At 61.5% G+C, this 16252-nt stretch carries 16 protein-coding genes; 14 read left to right on the top strand and 2 right to left on the bottom strand.

Annotation, left to right across the window (positions count from 1 at the left end; genetic code table 11):
* The first annotated feature begins 7 nt into the window (after positions 1 to 7).
* Genes rfbF through CLU88_RS11805 form a run of 7 tightly spaced genes read left to right on the top strand, consistent with a single transcriptional unit; the run spans position 8 to position 6177 of the window.
* The gene (gene rfbF, locus CLU88_RS11835; RefSeq protein WP_099658821.1) at positions 8 to 778 is read left to right on the top strand and encodes a glucose-1-phosphate cytidylyltransferase; all 771 of its coding nucleotides are present in this window, start codon (positions 8 to 10) and stop codon (positions 776 to 778) included.
* Positions 778 to 1851, top strand: coding sequence for a CDP-glucose 4,6-dehydratase (rfbG, locus tag CLU88_RS11830; protein ID WP_099658820.1), 1074 nt, complete (start codon positions 778 to 780; stop codon positions 1849 to 1851). The genes rfbF and rfbG overlap by 1 nt, the downstream gene beginning before the upstream one ends.
* On the top strand, positions 1848 to 2411 hold the full coding sequence (locus tag CLU88_RS11825; protein WP_099658819.1) for a dTDP-4-dehydrorhamnose 3,5-epimerase family protein: 564 nt from the start codon (positions 1848 to 1850) through the stop codon (positions 2409 to 2411). The genes rfbG and CLU88_RS11825 overlap by 4 nt, the downstream gene beginning before the upstream one ends.
* Entirely contained in the window at positions 2408 to 3649 is a 1242-nt protein-coding gene (locus CLU88_RS11820; RefSeq protein WP_099656764.1) for a class I SAM-dependent methyltransferase, read from the top strand. Before CLU88_RS11825 ends, CLU88_RS11820 begins: the two co-directional genes overlap by 4 nt.
* Before the next feature lie 51 nt (positions 3650 to 3700).
* Positions 3701 to 4825: a DegT/DnrJ/EryC1/StrS aminotransferase family protein gene (locus tag CLU88_RS11815; protein ID WP_099656763.1), complete on the top strand. Its 1125-nt coding sequence runs from the start codon at positions 3701 to 3703 to the stop codon at positions 4823 to 4825.
* A 10-nt stretch (positions 4826 to 4835) separates the two neighbouring features.
* The gene (locus tag CLU88_RS11810; RefSeq protein WP_099656762.1) at positions 4836 to 5492 is read left to right on the top strand and encodes a GNAT family N-acetyltransferase; all 657 of its coding nucleotides are present in this window, start codon (positions 4836 to 4838) and stop codon (positions 5490 to 5492) included.
* 34 nt (positions 5493 to 5526) lie between these two features.
* Positions 5527 to 6177, top strand: coding sequence for a hypothetical protein (locus CLU88_RS11805; protein WP_233205449.1), 651 nt, complete (start codon positions 5527 to 5529; stop codon positions 6175 to 6177).
* Between the two features lie 296 nt (positions 6178 to 6473).
* Here the strand turns inward: CLU88_RS11805 and CLU88_RS11800 are convergent, their stop codons facing one another.
* Positions 6474 to 7949 carry a flagellin gene (locus tag CLU88_RS11800; protein ID WP_099656761.1) on the bottom strand — a complete coding sequence of 492 codons (1476 nt, stop codon included), beginning with the start codon at positions 7947 to 7949 and terminating at the stop codon, positions 6474 to 6476.
* A 333-nt stretch (positions 7950 to 8282) separates the two neighbouring features.
* Between CLU88_RS11800 and CLU88_RS11795 the strand changes: the two genes are divergently transcribed.
* The 4 genes from CLU88_RS11795 (at position 8283) to CLU88_RS11780 (ending at position 12228) form a co-directional block, all read left to right on the top strand.
* A complete protein-coding gene (locus CLU88_RS11795) occupies positions 8283 to 9758 on the top strand; it encodes a flagellin (protein WP_099656760.1) in 1476 nt (491 codons plus the stop codon).
* A gap of 215 nt (positions 9759 to 9973) precedes the next feature.
* Positions 9974 to 11407, top strand: coding sequence for a flagellar filament capping protein FliD (gene fliD, locus CLU88_RS11790; RefSeq protein WP_099656759.1), 1434 nt, complete (start codon positions 9974 to 9976; stop codon positions 11405 to 11407).
* A gap of 62 nt (positions 11408 to 11469) precedes the next feature.
* Positions 11470 to 11925 carry a flagellar export chaperone FliS gene (gene fliS, locus CLU88_RS11785; protein WP_099656758.1) on the top strand — a complete coding sequence of 152 codons (456 nt, stop codon included), beginning with the start codon at positions 11470 to 11472 and terminating at the stop codon, positions 11923 to 11925.
* 3 nt (positions 11926 to 11928) lie between these two features.
* Positions 11929 to 12228: a flagellar protein FliT gene (locus tag CLU88_RS11780; RefSeq protein WP_099656757.1), complete on the top strand. Its 300-nt coding sequence runs from the start codon at positions 11929 to 11931 to the stop codon at positions 12226 to 12228.
* A gap of 93 nt (positions 12229 to 12321) precedes the next feature.
* Here CLU88_RS11780 and fliE read toward each other — a convergent pair whose 3' ends face one another.
* Entirely contained in the window at positions 12322 to 12633 is a 312-nt protein-coding gene (gene fliE, locus CLU88_RS11775; RefSeq protein ID WP_099656756.1) for a flagellar hook-basal body complex protein FliE, read from the bottom strand.
* 173 nt (positions 12634 to 12806) lie between these two features.
* On the opposite strand from fliE, the gene fliF reads away from it, so the two are divergent.
* Genes fliF through CLU88_RS11760 form a run of 3 tightly spaced genes read left to right on the top strand, consistent with a single transcriptional unit; the run spans position 12807 to position 16238 of the window.
* A complete protein-coding gene (fliF, locus tag CLU88_RS11770) occupies positions 12807 to 14495 on the top strand; it encodes a flagellar basal-body MS-ring/collar protein FliF (protein WP_099658817.1) in 1689 nt (562 codons plus the stop codon).
* Positions 14496 to 14521: 26 nt separating this feature from the next.
* Entirely contained in the window at positions 14522 to 15517 is a 996-nt protein-coding gene (gene fliG / locus CLU88_RS11765) for a flagellar motor switch protein FliG (protein ID WP_099656755.1), read from the top strand.
* Complete coding sequence (locus CLU88_RS11760; protein ID WP_099656754.1) at positions 15501 to 16238, top strand: flagellar assembly protein FliH; 738 nt, start codon at positions 15501 to 15503, stop codon at positions 16236 to 16238. The genes fliG and CLU88_RS11760 overlap by 17 nt, the downstream gene beginning before the upstream one ends.
* The last annotated feature ends 14 nt before the right edge of the window (positions 16239 to 16252 follow it).

The raw sequence follows: 16252 nt of genomic DNA, 5'->3' as shown, positions 1-16252 counted from the left end.
TGAAACCATGAAAGCCGTACTGCTCGCTGGCGGGCTCGGAACCCGCATCTCCGAAGAGTCACACCTCAAGCCCAAGCCGATGATCGAGATCGGTGGGCGGCCCATTCTGTGGCACATCATGAAGATGTACGCCGCGCATGGCGTCAACGACTTCATCATCTGCCTGGGCTACAAGGGCTATGTGATCAAGGAGTATTTCGCCAACTACTTCCTGCACATGTCTGACGTGACCTTTGACATGGCCAACAACCGCATGGAAGTGCACCACCGCCATGCCGAGCCCTGGCGCGTGACGCTGGTGGACACGGGTGAGAGCACCATGACTGGCGGGCGCCTGCGCCGGGTGCAGGAATACCTGGAGCCCGGCCGGCCGTTCTGCTTTACGTATGGCGACGGCGTGGCCGACTTGGATATGAGCGCGCAATTTACCTTTCACCGGTCCCATGGTCGCCAAGCGACTGTCACTGCGGTGCAACCCCCGGGCCGCTACGGTGCGCTGGTACGCAACGGCGACGTGGTCGCGGGCTTTGAGGAAAAGCCCCGGGGCGATGGTGGCTGGATCAACGGCGGCTTTTTTGTGCTGCAGCCCGAGGTGATTGACCTGATCGACGGGGATGCGACGCCGTGGGAGGCAGAGCCTATGCAGCACCTGGCACAGAGCGGGCAACTGCAAGCCTTCGAGCACGCGGGCTTTTGGCAGCCCATGGACACCCTGCGCGAAAAGAATTTGCTCGAAGAGCTGTGGCAAAGCGGGCAAGCCCCGTGGAAGTGCTGGTAATGGCCGCTGTTGCAAAGCCCGCCCCTTCTTTCTGGCGCGGCAAGCGCGTGCTGCTGACCGGGCACACCGGCTTCAAAGGCAGCTGGCTGGCCCTGTGGCTGGCCCGCCTGGGGGCCGAGGTGACGGGCCTGGCCCTGGCGCCCGCCACCGAGCCCAACCTGTTCACCCTGGCCCGTGTGGCCGACGACGTGTATGCGAGCCACGAGTGCGATGTGCGCGACGCCCAGGCCGTGGCCGCCCACATGCAGGCGGCGCGCCCGCAGATCGTGCTGCACCTGGCCGCACAGGCGCTGGTGCGCGCGGGCTACGCCGACCCTTTGGCTACCTACGCCACCAACGTGATGGGCACGGCCCATGTGCTCGATGCGCTGCGGGGCCAGGCCGGTGTGCGCGCCGTGGTGGTGGTGACCACCGACAAGGTCTACCGCAACCGCGAATGGGCCTACCCCTACCGCGAAGACGACCCGCTGGGCGGCCACGACCCCTACAGCGCTAGCAAGGCGGCGGCCGAGATCGTCACTGCCAGCTACCGCGATGCCTTTTTGGCCGCGCAGGGCGTGGCCGTGGCTACGGCGCGGGCGGGCAATGTGATTGGCGGGGGGGACTGGGCGGCCGACCGCCTGCTGCCCGACGCCGTGCGCGCCTGGAGCGCCGGGCAGCCGCTGCACATTCGCCACCCTGAGGCCACGCGCCCCTGGCAGCATGTGATCGAGCCGCTGGCCGCCTACCTGTGCCTGGCCGAGCGCCTGTGGGCCAACCCCACCCATGCCGGCGCCTACAACTTTGGCCCACTGCCGCACGAGGCCGCCACCGTGGGACATGTGGTCAAAATGGCCTCTAGCGCTTATCCATCGAGCGCGACCAGCTATGAAAATCATAGTAAAAGCCCGCACGAGGCGGGCTGGCTCGCGCTGGAAACTGCCCACGCTCGCCAAGCCTTGGGCGTGGCCCCCCGCTGGGGTCTGGACACCGCCGTGGCCCGCACCATGGCCTGGTACCGCGCCCAGCACGGCGGGGCCGATGCCCGCGCTCTGTGCCTGGCCGACCTGGAAGCGTGGGAGGCCACCGCGTGAGTTCGCGTTTCTTATGCACCCCCTTGCCTCTGCACGGCTTGGTGCGCGTGCAGCGCCAGCCCTTGCAAGACGCGCGCGGCCTGTTCGAGCGCATGTTCTGCGCCGACGAGTTGGCCGCCGTGGGTTGGACCCAGCCCATCGCCCAAATCAACCACAGCATCACCCGCCAGCGCGGCAGCGTGCGCGGCCTGCACTACCAACGCCCGCCCCATGCCGAGATGAAGCTGGTGAGCTGCCTGCGCGGCGAGGTGTGGGACGTGGCGTTGGACTTGCGGGCAGGCTCGCCCACCTTTTTGCAGTGGCACGCCGAGCGCCTGTCGCAGGGCAACGCCTGCGCGTTGCTCATCCCGCCCGGCTTTGCGCACGGCTTTCAAGCGCTGACGGAAGACGCGGAATTGCTCTACCTGCACTCCGCCGCCTACGCGCCCGGCGCAGAAGCGGGCCTGAATCCGCTGGACCCACGCTTGGCGCTGCCCTGGCCGCTGCCGGTGGGCGAGATGTCCGAACGCGACCGCAGCCACGCGCTGCTGACCGAATCGTTTGAAGGAGTGCGCCTGTGAAGTGCCGACACTGCGGCCAGCCGCTGCACCTGCCGTTTTTAGACCTGGGCAGTGCGCCCCCTTCCAACGCTTACCTGAGCGAGGCTGCCCTGCGCGCGCCCGAGACTTGGTTCCCCCTGCGCGTGCAGGTGTGCACGCACTGCTGGCTGGTGCAGACCGAAGACCACGCCGGGCGCGAAGCGCTGTTCACGCACGACTACGCCTACTTCAGCTCGTTTTCTACCTCCTGGCTCGCGCATGCCAAAGCCTATGTGCAGGCCATGCAACAGCGCTTGGATTTGGGCGCGGGCAGTTGCGTGGTGGAGGTGGCATCAAACGACGGCTACCTGCTGCAGTACGTGCAGCAGGCGGGCATCCCGTGCTACGGCATCGAGCCCACGGCCAGTACGGCCAAGGCGGCGCGGGCATTGGGGCTCACGGTGGTCGAGCGATTCTTTGGCGTGGCCCTGGCCGACGAGTTGGCCAGCGCCGGGCGGCAGGCCGACCTGATCGCCGCCAACAATGTGCTGGCCCATGTGCCCGACATCAACGATTTTGTGGCGGGCTTTGCGCGCCTGCTCAAGCCCCACGGCGTGGCGACGTTTGAGTTTCCGCACCTGCTGCGCATGGTGCAGGGCTGCCAGTTCGACACGGCCTACCACGAGCATTACTCGTACCTCTCGCTCACCGCGGTGCAGCGCATCTTTGCGGCCAATGGGCTGGTGGTGGTGGATGTGCAGGAACTGCCCACCCACGGTGGTAGCCTGCGGGTGTTTGCCGCCCGTGCCGACGCCGCTGCCCACCCACAGGCCACGCCCGAGGGTGCCGCCCGCGTGGCGCAACTGCTGTCCACCGAAGCGGCTGCGGGCCTGTTGGGCGAAGGTTTCTACAGCGATTTTCAGCCCCAGGCCTTGCGGATCAAGCGCGAGCTGCTATCGTTTTTAATGCAATGCCAGGCCGATGGCCTCACCGTGGGGGCCTACGGCGCCGCGGCCAAGGGCAACACGCTGCTCAACTTTGCAGGCGTGCGGCCCGACCTGCTGCCCTACGTGGTGGACAAAAACCCCGCCAAGCAGGGCCAGTGCCTGCCGGGCAGTCGCATCCCCATCGTCGATGAAGCCCATTTGCGCGCGCACCGGCCTGACCGGGTGCTGATCCTGCCTTGGAACCTGCGCGGCGAAGTGGCCGCGCAGCTGGACTGTGTGCGCGGCTGGGGCGGGCAGTTTGTGACCGCCGTGCCGCAGCTCGAAATTTGGTAGCGCTGCATCTGCACGCTGCCGCTGTTGAATCAACCACCGAAGGAGACCGCCATGATTCCCGTGTTCAAACCTTTGATCGAGAAAGAAGAAATCGACGCCAGCCGCGAGTCGCTGGAGCTGGGCTGGCTGGGCATGGGCAGTTACGTATCGGGCTTTGAGAAGAAGGTCAAAGAGATCCTGAAAGCCCCCGACCGCCACGTCGCCGCCGTGAGCACCGGCACCGCAGGCTTGCACATTGCGCTGCTGCTGGCGGGTGTGGGGCCGGGCGACGAGGTGATCGTGTCGGCCTTCAATTGCTCTGCCGACTACCAGGCCATCACCTGGGTGGGGGCCGATATCGTGTTTTGCGACTGCGACGACCACACGCTGGAACTGGACCTGGCCAAGGCCGAGAGCCTGGTGGGCCCGCGCACCAAGGCCATCATCGTGATGGACTACGACTGCATCATCAGCGACCACGAAGCCATCGCCGCCTTTGCCGAGCGCCATCAGCTGCGCGTCATCCACGATGCGGCGCACTCGTTTGGCTCCAGCTACCAGGGGCGCATGGTGGGTAGCTTCTCGGACATCTGTGTGTTCAGCCACGACCCGGTCAAGACTGTGACCTGTCTGGACGGCGGCACGATCGTGGTGCGCACCGAAGAAGAGTTGCGCCGCGTGCACGAGCTGCGCTTGCTGGGCATGCAGCAGCCCGCCGAGGTCATGTACCAGAACAAGCGCGCCTGGACGTTTGATGTGGAGCGGGTGGGCTTTCGCTACCACATGCTCAATATGCATGCGGCCATTGGGCTGGCGCAGCTGGGCAAGCTCGACGTGATCCAGGCGAGCCGCCAGGCCGCATCGCGCCGCTACAACGAGCGGCTGCAGGGGCTGCCCCTGGTGCGCACACCGCGCACCGACTTTGCCGAGGTCAACCCCTTCCTGTACTACATCCGCGTGCCCGCTGAGCACCGCGACGCGCTGCGCGAGTTTTTGAAGGCCAACGGCGTGGACACCGGCATCCACTGGCAGCCGGGCCACTGGTTCTCGCTGTGGAAGGACTGCCGCGCCGGGGATTTGTCGGTGACGGACAGCGTGGGCAAGGAAATCCTCTCGCTGCCCCTGCACTCGCGCATGCCGCTGGAGACGGTGGATGCCGTGGCAGAGCAAGTGCATCGCTACTTTGCTCAAGCCTGAGGGGGCTTTGATGGACACGCCAAACCCCACCCCCGGGCAGCAACTCTTTGCCGCCCTCAAGCAAACCACCCGCGCCGGGCAGCCGGGGCTGGTGCTGCCAGTAGGCCAGCCGCTGGCCGCAGTCATCCGCCCCATCGCCACCGTGCCGGGGCACACCGATGCGCTGGATGTGCAATTGCTGACCGAGTGGCGCAACCGCCACGTCAAATCGTTCCTGACCGAGTTTGTCTCCACCCCCGAGCGCACCTCGGGCTGGCTGGCCGGAGCGGTGCACGCCAACGCGGGCAAGATGCTGTTCATGGTGGAAACCCCTGACGGTGAGCGCGTGGGGCATGTGGGCCTGGGCTTTATCGACTGGCAGCGCGGCTATGGCGAGGCGGATGCGATCGTCAGTGGTGGCAAGTCGCCACCAGGGTTGATGAAGGCATCGCTGCTGGCATTGATGCGCTGGGCGCGCGATGCGCTGGGGCTGCAGACCTTGGCCGTGCGCGTGCGCTCAGACAACTCGGCCGTGGACTTCTACCGCAAGGTGGGTTTTCGCGAGTACCAGCGTGTGCCCATCGTGGCCAGCGTGGTGCCCGGCGGTATCGACTGGTCGGAAGACCCGCAGGCGGTGGACGCCCCGGCCAGCTTGGTCTATATGCAACTGGAGCTGCCCCCGGCTTGAGGCATTGGCTGAAGGGCTCCCACAGGAACTTTGAATGATGGAAATCTTGCGGATGGACCGCGACCGGTTGCTGCGCTACGTGGCGCAGCAACTGCACCACACCCTGCCCGACGATTTCGACCCCCGGCCAGACCTGGATGCGCACCTGGACGAGGCGCTGGCCCGGCTGCAGGTCTGCATCAACGCCGTGCGCCCCTGGCGCGAGAACCAGTTTGACCCGCTGCATTCGACCCAGTACTGCAGCTTTCTGTACTTTCTGGCCCACACCATCTGGCGCCGCACAGGCAGCACCGACACACCGACGCGGCTGTTCTTACTGAACAAGGCGCTCAATGGCATCGATCTTTTCTACGAGATCGAGATGCCCCCCATCTTCTTCATTGGCCACTCGGTGGGCATCGTCTTTGCCAAGGCCACTTACGGCAACTATTTAGTGGTGTACCAGAACTCCACCGTGGGCAAAAACCACGGCGCAGCCCCGGTGCTTGGCGAGGGGGTGGTGATGTATGCGGGCACCGCCATCATCGGCGGCTGCCAGGTGGGCGATGGTACTGTGCTGGCGCAAGGCACGAGCCTGGTCAACACGGCCACGCCCGGCCACTGCACCGTGTACCCCGGCCAAAGCGGGCAGGTGGTCTTCAAGCCCACGCGCCGCGATCCGTTGCAGGACATCTTCCGGCGCTGAGCTGTTTGCACGCTGGGGTGTCGCCAGCGGCCCGCTGGCGAGCGTGGGGGCCTGCATTGCCCGGTGTTCCACGCGTGCGGCCTTGCGCAGCCGGAGGCAGGTTTTTGATAAAAAATGGCTCTAAGCCAATGGTAATAAGCGCTGGCAGCTATTGTTTTTGATGCCTTTGTTGCGCTGTGGCCGCCCTCGTGGAGCCAGGCAACAAAAAACCCCGGTACCTTTGACGGCCACCGGGGTGTGAGGGCAGGGTGGACTGCAGGTCCACCAACCTGCCATCCAAGGGCAATGGCGCTTTTTTACTTGAGCAGCGACAGCACGCCCTGCGGGATCTGGTTGGCCTGGGCCACCATGGCTGTACCGGCCTGTTGCAGGATCTGGGCGCGCGACAGGTTGGCGGTTTCTGCCGCAAAGTCGGCATCCAGAATGCGCGAGCGTGAAGCTGACAGGTTTTCAGAGGTGATGTTCAGGCTCGAAATGCTGGTTTCAAAGCGGGCTTGCAACGCGCCCAGTTTGGCCCGCTCACCGCTGATGAAGGCCAGCGCGGAGTCCACGGTCTTTAGCGCCTCGGTCGCTTTGCCAAAGGTCGTGATGTCCAGGTCCGACACCTTTTGCAGCGTGGATGCCGAATCGGCAAACACGTCGGTGGCAGCTGCGGTGGAGTTGTCGATGGCAAACGACTTTTCCGAATCCAGCGTGATGTAGCCGCTGGTTATGGTGCTGTCAGCGGTCGAGTCCGCAGCCAGGGTCGATGCGGCGCCAGAGTTGGTGCCGTCGGCCGCCAGCTTTTGTACCGTCACGGCCCCGGAGTTCACCACGGCGGTGTCGGCCACGCGGACGTCATTGCCTGTGGCATTCGTCAGGATGATGGCGGTGCCGGTGTTGTCCAGTGCCGCCGTTACCCCGGTCTTGGACGACTGGTCGTTGATGGCTGCAATAGCGGAAGACAGGCCGTCCGCTGTGTTGGCGGCGCTCAATGTGAAAGAAACGGCCTGATCGGCGCCATTGTCAGAGCGCAGATTCAGCGAGTAGGCACCCGCTGCGCTGAAGGCCAGCTTGACTTCTGTGCGGGCGGTCGCGGTCACGCCAGTGTCGGCTTTGACAAAGTTCACGTTGTCAGCCACCGTTTTGGCGGTTTGGTTGGCGGCGACGTTGACCACCTTGCTGCCGATAGAACCATTGATGGTGACGGCCGCGCTGGTGACACCGTTGGCACCCCATGCGCCAGAACCAGTGGCGACACCTGGAGACTGGACTTGGTTGTTGCCGTACACCGTGGTGCGCAGATTGGCCGTGGCCGCTGTGATGGTCTGGTTGGCGTTGGCGCCCACTTGGAATTGCTGGGTTCCAAACGTGCCGTCCAGGAGTTTTTGTCCGTTGAACTCGGTGGTTTGCGAGATGCGATCGAGTTCGGCCACCAGTTGCGAGACTTCTTGCTGCAGCGCCTTGCGGTCGCCGGAGCTATTGGAGGCATTGGCCGATTGCACCGCCAACTCGCGCACCCGCTGAAGGATGTCGCCGGCAGATTTCATGGCCCCTTCCGTGACTTGCGCCAAGGATATACCATCGTTGGCATTGCGTGCCGCCTGGTTCAGCCCGCGGATCTGGCTGGTAAAGCGCTCTGAAATCGCCAGTCCGGCCGCATCGTCCTTGGCGCTGTTGATGCGCAAGCCTGACGACAGGCGTTGGATGGAGGTGTTCAGCGAACTTTGGCTCATGCCGAGGTTGCGCTGTGCGGTCAACGATGCGACGTTGGTATTGATAGTGGCTGCCATTGCGTTACTCCTGCAGAGCTGAAGACAAACATTTCTGCCGGTTTAAGCGTTGCCCCTCCGGCGGACTTCTTGGGAACGATGGATGAATTGTGGGCAGCGGCTGTTTTTGTGTTAGGGCGATAAGACACAGAAAAACCGCTCAATCTGTGCGTTTGCCCCTAAAGTTTTCCCAGGAACACCCGAAAACCTAAGCAACGGGACGCATGACACAAGAGTGAGGCCCGCCGTTCACCCGAAAGCCCTGGAGCTGCTGGTGAGCACTGTGGCCAGGTAGACCTGGCGTCCAGTTGGCGGAAACGCCATATTCAGTCAGTTCTTTTCAGGAGATTTGCCATGGCAGCCACCATCAATACCAACGTTGCATCCTTGACCGCTCAGCGCAATCTGGGCGCAAGCCAGAGTTCGCTGAACACTTCCATCCAACGCCTGTCGTCGGGCCTGCGCATCAACAGCGCCAAGGACGACGCCGCTGGCTTGGCGATTTCGGAGCGCTTCACCTCGCAGATCAAGGGCCTGAACCAGGCTGTGCGTAACGCCAACGACGGTATCTCTTTGGCGCAAACCGCTGAAGGCGCGCTCAAGGCTTCTGGCGACATCCTGCAGCGTGTGCGTGAACTGGCCGTGCAATCGGCCAACGCCTCCAATAGCGCTGGTGACCGCAAGGCGCTGCAGCAAGAAGTCTCGCAGCTCGTCTCTGAGCTCGATCGCATCTCGCAAACCACCGAGTTCAACGGACAAAAGCTGCTGGACGGTAGCTTTGGCACCCAGCAATTCCAAGTGGGCGCCAACGCCAACCAGACCATCACAGCGGCTACCGGTAACCTGCGCACTGCGGTGTACGGTAACAATCAAGTCGCTGCGGCTGGCGCTGCGGCCACCTCGGGTGCTTGGGGTGCCAATGGCGTGACCAGCTCGGCCGTGACCATCAATGGTTCTGTGGGTAGCAAGGTGGTCAACGTGGCCGCCAACGATACCGCCAAGACCATTGCTGACAATGTGAATGCAGTGAAGGGCGATACCGGCGTGACCGCTACGGCGCGCACTGAAGTGAGCTTGACATTTGGTGCTGCAGGCTCCTACTCGCTGAACCTGCGCTCTGACAACAGCACAGACCAAGCTGTGTCTTTCACGCTGAGCGCTGCAGGCACTGCCGACGGCTTGTCTGCCGCGGTTTCTGCCATCAACGATCAAAGCTCCAAGACCGGCGTGACGGCATCGTTGAACTCGGCTGGAACGGCCGTGGTGCTGACAAACGCTACCGGCAATGACATCCGTGTTGCTGACACCGCAGTGGCAAACTCTGGTGCTGTCACGGTGCAAAAGCTGGCAGCCGATGGCACCAACTCGGGCGCTGCCGCCACTTTGGCCGCAGACACCACGGCGAACAACGCCGTATCGAGTGGCTATATCACGCTGGACTCTGACAAGTCTTTCTCTGTGGATGCCTCTACAGCAGCGGCGACAGATGCGTTTGCTGACGGTGCTTCTACCTTGAAGAAGGTTTCTGATCTGGATGTGACCACCTTCGCCAAGGCCACGGATGCGCTCAAGACGGTGGACTCGGCCCTGTCGTTCATCAACGGTGAGCGCGCCAAGCTCGGCGCTTTGCAGTCTCGCTTCGAAACCTCGATTTCGAACCTGCAGGTGACTTCTGAAAACCTGTCATCCTCGCGTTCGCGTATCTTGGATGCTGACTTTGCTTCGGAAACCGCTAACCTGTCGCGTGCCCAGATCCTGCAACAGGCCGGTACCGCCATGGTGGCCCAGGCCAACCAGTTGCCTCAAGGTGTGTTGTCTCTGCTGCGTTAAGCGAGTCGCAGCAAGAGGTGTAGAAACACCTTGATTGGCATGGCGGCGGCAGTTTTCTGCCGCCGCCATTTGGCCTTTCAACGCCGGAAGGCGGTAAAGCGTTTGGACGTGCAAGCCGGGAGCGTCCGAATTGAGGGGTTTCCTGGCGTGTTTACGGGCGTTCTTGGTGCGTGATCGGCGCCATAATTTCTGTAGAAGCAGTTCAGGAGGTTCCCATGGCTACTATTTCATCCGTTGGTGTCGGCGCCAGTGGCCTGAATGTCAAAGACATCATTACCAAATTGGTGGACTTGGAAAAAGCGCCTCTGGACACTTTGACAACTCAGAAGGCAACGGTCAGCACCAAAATTTCTGCTTTCGGGCAGATGAAGTCGCTGGTATCCACTTTGTCGGACGCTGCCAGTAAGCTCAGCAGCGTGACGGGCTGGAATGCGGTTTCCACAACATCCTCAGACAGTAAATACGTCAGTGCTACCGCCGTGGGCGGCACCTTGCCCACCACTTTCAGCGTGGAGGTCCAAAGTCTAGCCAAGGCGCAGGCCACCGCCTCTTCTGCACTCTTGCCCGTGGGCGGTGCGTTGGGTGCTGGCACGTTGCGGCTTGAGTTGGGCAAGTGGAGTGTGTCTCCGTCTTCGTTCACACCAGGCTCGGGCGTGCCTGTCGATATAGATATTTCGGCCTCTGACAAGCTCAGTGATGTGGCCAGCAAGATCAATGGCGCCAATGCCGGGGTGACGGCCAGTATCCTCAGCGACGCTTCAGGCGAGCGGCTGTTGCTGCGCAGCAAGACCACGGGCGAAGCTGCTGGGTTCCGTCTGAGCGCCATGGAGGGGGGTGATACTGATATCACCAGCGCAGCCAATACAGATGCCTCGGGCTTGTCGCGCCTGGTCAATGGCAGCACGGTGACGCAGGCAGCGGCCGATGCCAAGGCCACTGTGAATGGCATTGCCGTCTCGTCCGGTACCAATGCTTTTACCAATACCGTATCAGGTGTGACGTTCAATGCGGTGCAAGTTACGGCCGCGCCAATTGAGATTTCTGTGGCGCAGGATACTTCGGCGGTTTCGACCAATATCGATGCATTTGTCTCCGCCTATAACGCCATCAATCAGCTGATCAATGAGGCGACCAAGTTTGACTCGACAGCAGGCAAGGGGGCTTTGTTGCAAGGGGATTCGACGACGATATCCCTGCAGAACATGTTGCGTTCAGCTGTGCAGTCTGTGACGACGGGCTCTTCGGTGTTTCAACGCTTGGCGGATGTGGGCATCACCCAGCAGCGCGGCGGCGATTTGGCGGTGGACAGCACCAAGCTGAAAAAAGCCATGACCGAGAACATGGACGAACTCAAGAACATGTTCCGCAATACGGGCGGGGGCTCAGCTGATGGCATCGCAGTCAAGGTCAAGGCCATGGCCACGAACTTGCTCTCTGATGCCGGTTTCTTCAAATCCAAAGACAATGCCTTGCAATTGGCGCTCAAGCGCAATGCGGCTGAAGTGACGCGGGTGAACGAAAAAGTGGATGCATTTGAGAAGCGGATCACCGCACGCTACAACGCGCTGGACACCCAGATGTCCAGCCTGACGGCCTTGAATGCCTACATTTCTCAGCAAGTCACCACATGGAATAAATCCTCGGGTTGATGGCCTTTAGTTTGCGTGGCATTGGCCGATAACTAAATCATCACCTCGGAAGGATTGTCAGCATGTTTACCGCCCACAACCCTCGTGCAGTCAACGCTTACCAGCGTATCAATGTAGAAACCAGCATGCACACCATTGACCAGCACCAGCTGGTCAGTCTGTTGTATGAAGGCGTGCTTGGTTCCGTGGCCACGGCCAGGGGTGCATTGGCGCGCGGCGATGTCCAGGTCAAGTGCAACAGCATTGCCAAAGCCATCCGCATCATTGAAGAGGGTCTGAGCACGGCGTTGGACCGCGTCGATGGTGGCCAGTTGGCGGAAAACCTGGGCGCGCTGTATGACTACTGTGTGCGAAAGCTGATCTCTGCCAATGCGCAAAACGACGACGCCATGCTGCAAGAAGTCATGCGCTTGATCGAGCCCATCGCTACGGGTTGGAACGAAATCAAAAAGAACGCCATGTCTCCGCAAGTTGCTGTGCCAGCCATGTCTGGGAAGCCAGTGCTGATGGAGGCTTAAATCATGTCCAGCATGTTGATTGATTACTACAAAGCCATTGAAGACAGCAGCGCCAAGATGCTGGAGGCCGCCAAGCTCAAGGATTGGGATGGGGTGGTGCGCTATGAAGGCGCTTGTGCTGTGCTGATTGAGCAATTGCGCTTCAAGTCGCAAGAGCATGAGTTGTTGCCTGAGCACCGCCGTGAGAAGACGCGCATCATGCAGCGCATCTTGCGCAACGATGCCCAGATCCGCTGCTTGGCCGAGCCCTGGTTGGCCCAGTTTGAGCACCTGTTTGAAGGTCAGCCGCAGATGATGCATTGACTCCCTGGCCCCGTGTGCCGGGGCTTGGTGATCGATCACCCATAAAAAAAGCGCTTGCAATGCAAGCGCTTTTTTTATGGGTTGGCGGGAGGCTCACACCTGCATGTTCATGATGTCTGTGTAAGCCTGGACCATGCGATTGCGAACGTGCAGCGTGGCTTGGAAGCCAACCTGTGCTTTTTGAATGGCCACCATGGTCTCTTCCAAGCTGACCGCAGGGTTCTCCATCTGCACTTCTTTTTGCAGCTCGGTTGATCGGTTTTGTGCTGCGCTGACCGACTGCAGTGCGCCTTTCAGCGCACTAGAAAAGCCGACGTCGTTGCTGTCTGCCTGGGGGGCGATTGCGCGGCGTGCCAGGCCGGCGCCCGCCAAGGGGGCTGTGGAGCTGGAGATGCGAAGGTCCATGGCAGTGTCCGTAGGGAATCGGGGTATGCTGCAATCCTATCCAGGGCGCAGGTACCGATCCTGCGGAATAGATGGACAAAGGCGCGGCTTATCCAGCCAACGTCGGAGAGCCTTCGCCGAATAATCGCTCCAACGCTAGGTCTTTCGCCGGGCCTGTCATATTGGAAAGCAAGATGTCTGCTGTTGCTGAAGTCCCTCTCGTCACCCCCCCCGCAAGCCCCAACTGGCTGCAGCGGCTGTCTACTCTGGACCGGGGCCAGCGTATGCGCTTGGGTGCTGGCGTGGCGCTGCTGGTGGCAGCAGCCGTCGCTGCGACGGTGCTGGGGCGGCAGCCGGATTACAAGGTGCTTTTTGCGAACTTGAACGACAAAGACGGTGGCGCCATCATCGCCCAGTTGTCGCAAATGAACGTTCCCTACAAGCATGCCGATGGCGGTGGGGCGATCTTGATTCCTTCGGAGCGTGTGCACGATGTGCGCTTGCGCCTGGCTACGCAGGGCCTGCCCCGTGGTTCTGTGGCCGGGTTTGAATTGATGGAAGCCAATCGATTTGGCATGACCCAGTTCCAGGAACGCCTGAACTTCCAGCGCGGGCTTGAGGGTGAATTGACCCGCTCCATTCAGGCGCTTTCTTCGGTGCAAGGTGCCCGTGTGCATTTGGCCTTGCCCAATCAGAATGGGTTTTTCCGCGAGCAGCAAAAGCCTTCGGCTTCAGTCTTGGTGAGTTTGCACCCCGGCCGCATGTTGGACCGTGCTCAGCTGGCGGGTATCGTTCACTTAGTGGCTTCCAGCGTGCCAGAGCTGGCGCCTTCTGCAGTCAGCGTGTTGGACGACACTGGCAAGCTGCTGTCTCAATCGCCCGATGCAGCCGCCAACAATGGGGTGGATGCGCAGCAGCTGTTGTACGTGCAGCAGATCGAGCAGCAGTACACGCGCCGGATCATGGACATCTTGGAGCCCGTGGTGGGGCGCAACAACGTCAAGGCACAGGTCAGTGCCGAGTTGGACTTCAGCCAGACCGAATCCACTTCGGAGCAATTCCGTCCCAACCAAACACCCGACTCCAGTGCCGTTCGCAGCCAGCAGGTGCTTGAGAGCAAAGGCAATGCCAATAAGACGGCCACCGGGGTGCCTGGTGCTGTCTCTAATCAACCTCCTGCCCCGTCCACTGCGCCAGTCAATGGTGCCAATCCAGCGCCCGCAGCTGGTGGCCAGCAAGGGACAGAAGAGTCCAACAGCAAGCGCGAGTCCACCACCAACTATGAGGTGGACAAGACGGTGCGCGTGACCCGGGGCAATAACTGGGCCATCAAGCGCCTGAGCGCCGCCGTAGTGGTCAACTACCAAGCTGGGGCTGAAGAAAAGGGTAAACCGTCGGTCAAGGCACTGACGCCAGAGCAACTGGAGCAGATGACGGGTTTGGTGCGCGAGACCATCGGCTTTAACAAAGACCGTGGTGATTCGGTGAACCTGATGAATACGCCGTTCCTCATGGATGAAGCCCCAACGGCAGCTGTGCCACTGTGGAAGCAGCCTGAAGTGCTGGACTTGGCCAAGACCTTTGCTTGGCCGCTGGGGGCGGTGTTGTTTGCCGCGTTGGTCTTGCTGGGTTTGGTGAGGCCTGCCTTGAAGGGCTCCACGGCTAAGCCTGTGGATGTCACACCAGTGGCAGGTGGTCAGCTCAATGCGCTGGAGTCTGAGGAGCCCGATCGTCCCGCGTTGCCTGCACCGGCCAAGAAGGATGAAGTCGTGGAGGTGACCCCAGAGCAACTGCGCCTGGAAGAAGCGCGGGTATTGGCCAAGGCCAATCCGGTGGCCGTTGCGAATATCCTGAAAACCTGGGTGCATGGCGATGGTGCCTGAGCCCATGACTGACTGGACGATTTTCCATGGATGAACAAGGTCTCAACGACGCGGCGATTTTGCTGATGTCTCTGGGCGAGGAAGAGGCCGCAGAGGTTTTCAAGCATCTGTCACCCAAAGAGGTGCAGAAGCTGGGCGAAACCATCGCTCGCATGAAGTCGGTCTCGCGCGAAAAAGTGGACAGCGTGATCAACCGTTTTTCGGATGCAGCATCGGCGCAAAGCCTGCTGGTGTCTGACACGGGTGACTATGTGCGTTCTGTGCTGCGGCGTGCGCTGGGCGACGACAAGGCTTCTTTGCTGATCGACCGGATTTTGCAGGGCGGGGATGTCTCGGGCATTGAAAGCCTGAAGTGGATGGACCCTCTTTCGGTGGCGGAATTGCTGCGCAATGAGCACCCCCAGATCGTGGCCGCGATTTTGGTGCACCTAGACTCTGAGCAGGCGGCTGCGGTGCTGATGCAACTGACAGACCGCCAGCGCAGCGAGGTATTGCTGCGCGTTGCGACCCTTGAGGGTATTCAGCCTACAGCCTTGAAAGACCTCAACGAGGTGTTGTTCAAGGTGCTGGCCGGTGGCGACAAGATTCGCAAGAGCTCGCTGGGCGGGGTCAAGGCCGCTGCGGAGATCATCAACTTGCTGGGCGGCAATATGGATGCTGTGGTGCTGGAGTCCATTCGTGGCTACGACCCGGATCTGGCCCAGAAGATCATGGACAAGATGTTCGTGTTCGAAGACGTGCTCAAGCTCGACGACAAGGCGATCCAGACCGTGCTCAAGGAAGTTGCTTCGGAAACGCTCATCGTGGCGCTCAAAGGGGCCGTTCCAGAGTTGCGCGAGAAGTTTCTCTCCAACATGTCTTCGCGCGCGGCAGAGGCCTTGCGCGACGACCTGGAGTCGCGTGGCCCGATGCGGCTGTCCGAGGTGGAAGCGCAGCAAAAGGAAATCCTCAAGACCGTGCGCCGTCTGTCGGACGAAGGTCAGATTGTGATCGGCGGTGGTGGTGATGATGCCTTCGTCTAATCAGCGTTACTACTCCCGCTTCATCCCCAGCGAAGAGGTGGGTGCCGTCACGCAGTGGAAGTTTGGCGCGGTGGATGGCTCTGATTTGGTGGAGCCAGAACCTGAGCCAGAGGCGTTGCCGGAAGTCCCGGTGATTGATGAAGCGGCGCAGTTGGCCCTTGTGCAACAGGCTTGTGATGATGCCTATGCCCAAGGCTTTGCTCAGGCGCAGGCTGAAACGGCCTTGGAATGGCAGCGCCGCATGGATGACTATGTGGCACAGCAAGGGCAGGAGCTGGCGCAAAGCCTGCATGCTGTGTCGCAGTCTCTGGACGCGTCTTTGGCGGGTATCCAGCAAAAGATGGCCCAGGATGTCTTGGCCCTGGCCTGCGATATCGCCCGAGAAGTGGTGCGCCAGGAGTTGTCTTGCAATCCGCAGGTTTTGCTCCCGGTTGTTCAGGAGGCGGTCGGTATGCTGCTGTCTGAAGGGCGGCTCGCCGTGGTGCGCATGAACCCGTCAGACATGGAGGCGGTCCAAGCACCGCTGACTTCATTGGTTGGGGGCTCAGGGGTGCAATGGCTGCCTGATGCAGCGATTGCCGCAGGTGATTGCCAGGTTGAGTCTGGTGGCACGGTCGTAGATGCGACGCTTGCCAAGCGCTGGGATCGCGCTGTGGCTACTTTGGGGCTGCAGTCGCCCTGGCAAGAGCCCTCTTTGGAGGGGGATGAGCATGCCGATTGAACCTGCCTCGTCTT

It is taken from the genome of Acidovorax sp. 56 (assembly GCF_002749705.1).
GTDB lineage: Bacteria > Pseudomonadota > Gammaproteobacteria > Burkholderiales > Burkholderiaceae_C > Acidovorax.
This window is presented reverse-complemented; position numbering and strand designations above follow the sequence as displayed.

What these genes read in the sequence shown, in the direction of transcription:
- rfbF (WP_099658821.1), top strand. Translation starts at nt 8, where the DNA reads ATGAAAGCCGTACTGCTCGCTGGCGGGCTCGGAACCCGCATCTCCGAA.
- rfbG (WP_099658820.1), top strand. Translation starts at nt 778, where the DNA reads ATGGCCGCTGTTGCAAAGCCCGCCCCTTCTTTCTGGCGCGGCAAGCGC.
- CLU88_RS11815 (WP_099656763.1), top strand. Translation starts at nt 3,701, where the DNA reads ATGATTCCCGTGTTCAAACCTTTGATCGAGAAAGAAGAAATCGACGCC.
- CLU88_RS11810 (WP_099656762.1), top strand. Translation starts at nt 4,836, where the DNA reads ATGGACACGCCAAACCCCACCCCCGGGCAGCAACTCTTTGCCGCCCTC.
- CLU88_RS11805 (WP_233205449.1), top strand. Translation starts at nt 5,527, where the DNA reads ATGATGGAAATCTTGCGGATGGACCGCGACCGGTTGCTGCGCTACGTG.
- CLU88_RS11800 (WP_099656761.1), bottom strand. Translation starts at nt 7,949, where the DNA reads ATGGCAGCCACTATCAATACCAACGTCGCATCGTTGACCGCACAGCGC.
- CLU88_RS11795 (WP_099656760.1), top strand. Translation starts at nt 8,283, where the DNA reads ATGGCAGCCACCATCAATACCAACGTTGCATCCTTGACCGCTCAGCGC.
- fliD (WP_099656759.1), top strand. Translation starts at nt 9,974, where the DNA reads ATGGCTACTATTTCATCCGTTGGTGTCGGCGCCAGTGGCCTGAATGTC.
- fliS (WP_099656758.1), top strand. Translation starts at nt 11,470, where the DNA reads ATGTTTACCGCCCACAACCCTCGTGCAGTCAACGCTTACCAGCGTATC.
- CLU88_RS11780 (WP_099656757.1), top strand. Translation starts at nt 11,929, where the DNA reads ATGTCCAGCATGTTGATTGATTACTACAAAGCCATTGAAGACAGCAGC.
- fliE (WP_099656756.1), bottom strand. Translation starts at nt 12,633, where the DNA reads ATGGACCTTCGCATCTCCAGCTCCACAGCCCCCTTGGCGGGCGCCGGC.
- fliF (WP_099658817.1), top strand. Translation starts at nt 12,807, where the DNA reads ATGTCTGCTGTTGCTGAAGTCCCTCTCGTCACCCCCCCCGCAAGCCCC.
- fliG (WP_099656755.1), top strand. Translation starts at nt 14,522, where the DNA reads ATGGATGAACAAGGTCTCAACGACGCGGCGATTTTGCTGATGTCTCTG.
- CLU88_RS11760 (WP_099656754.1), top strand. Translation starts at nt 15,501, where the DNA reads ATGATGCCTTCGTCTAATCAGCGTTACTACTCCCGCTTCATCCCCAGC.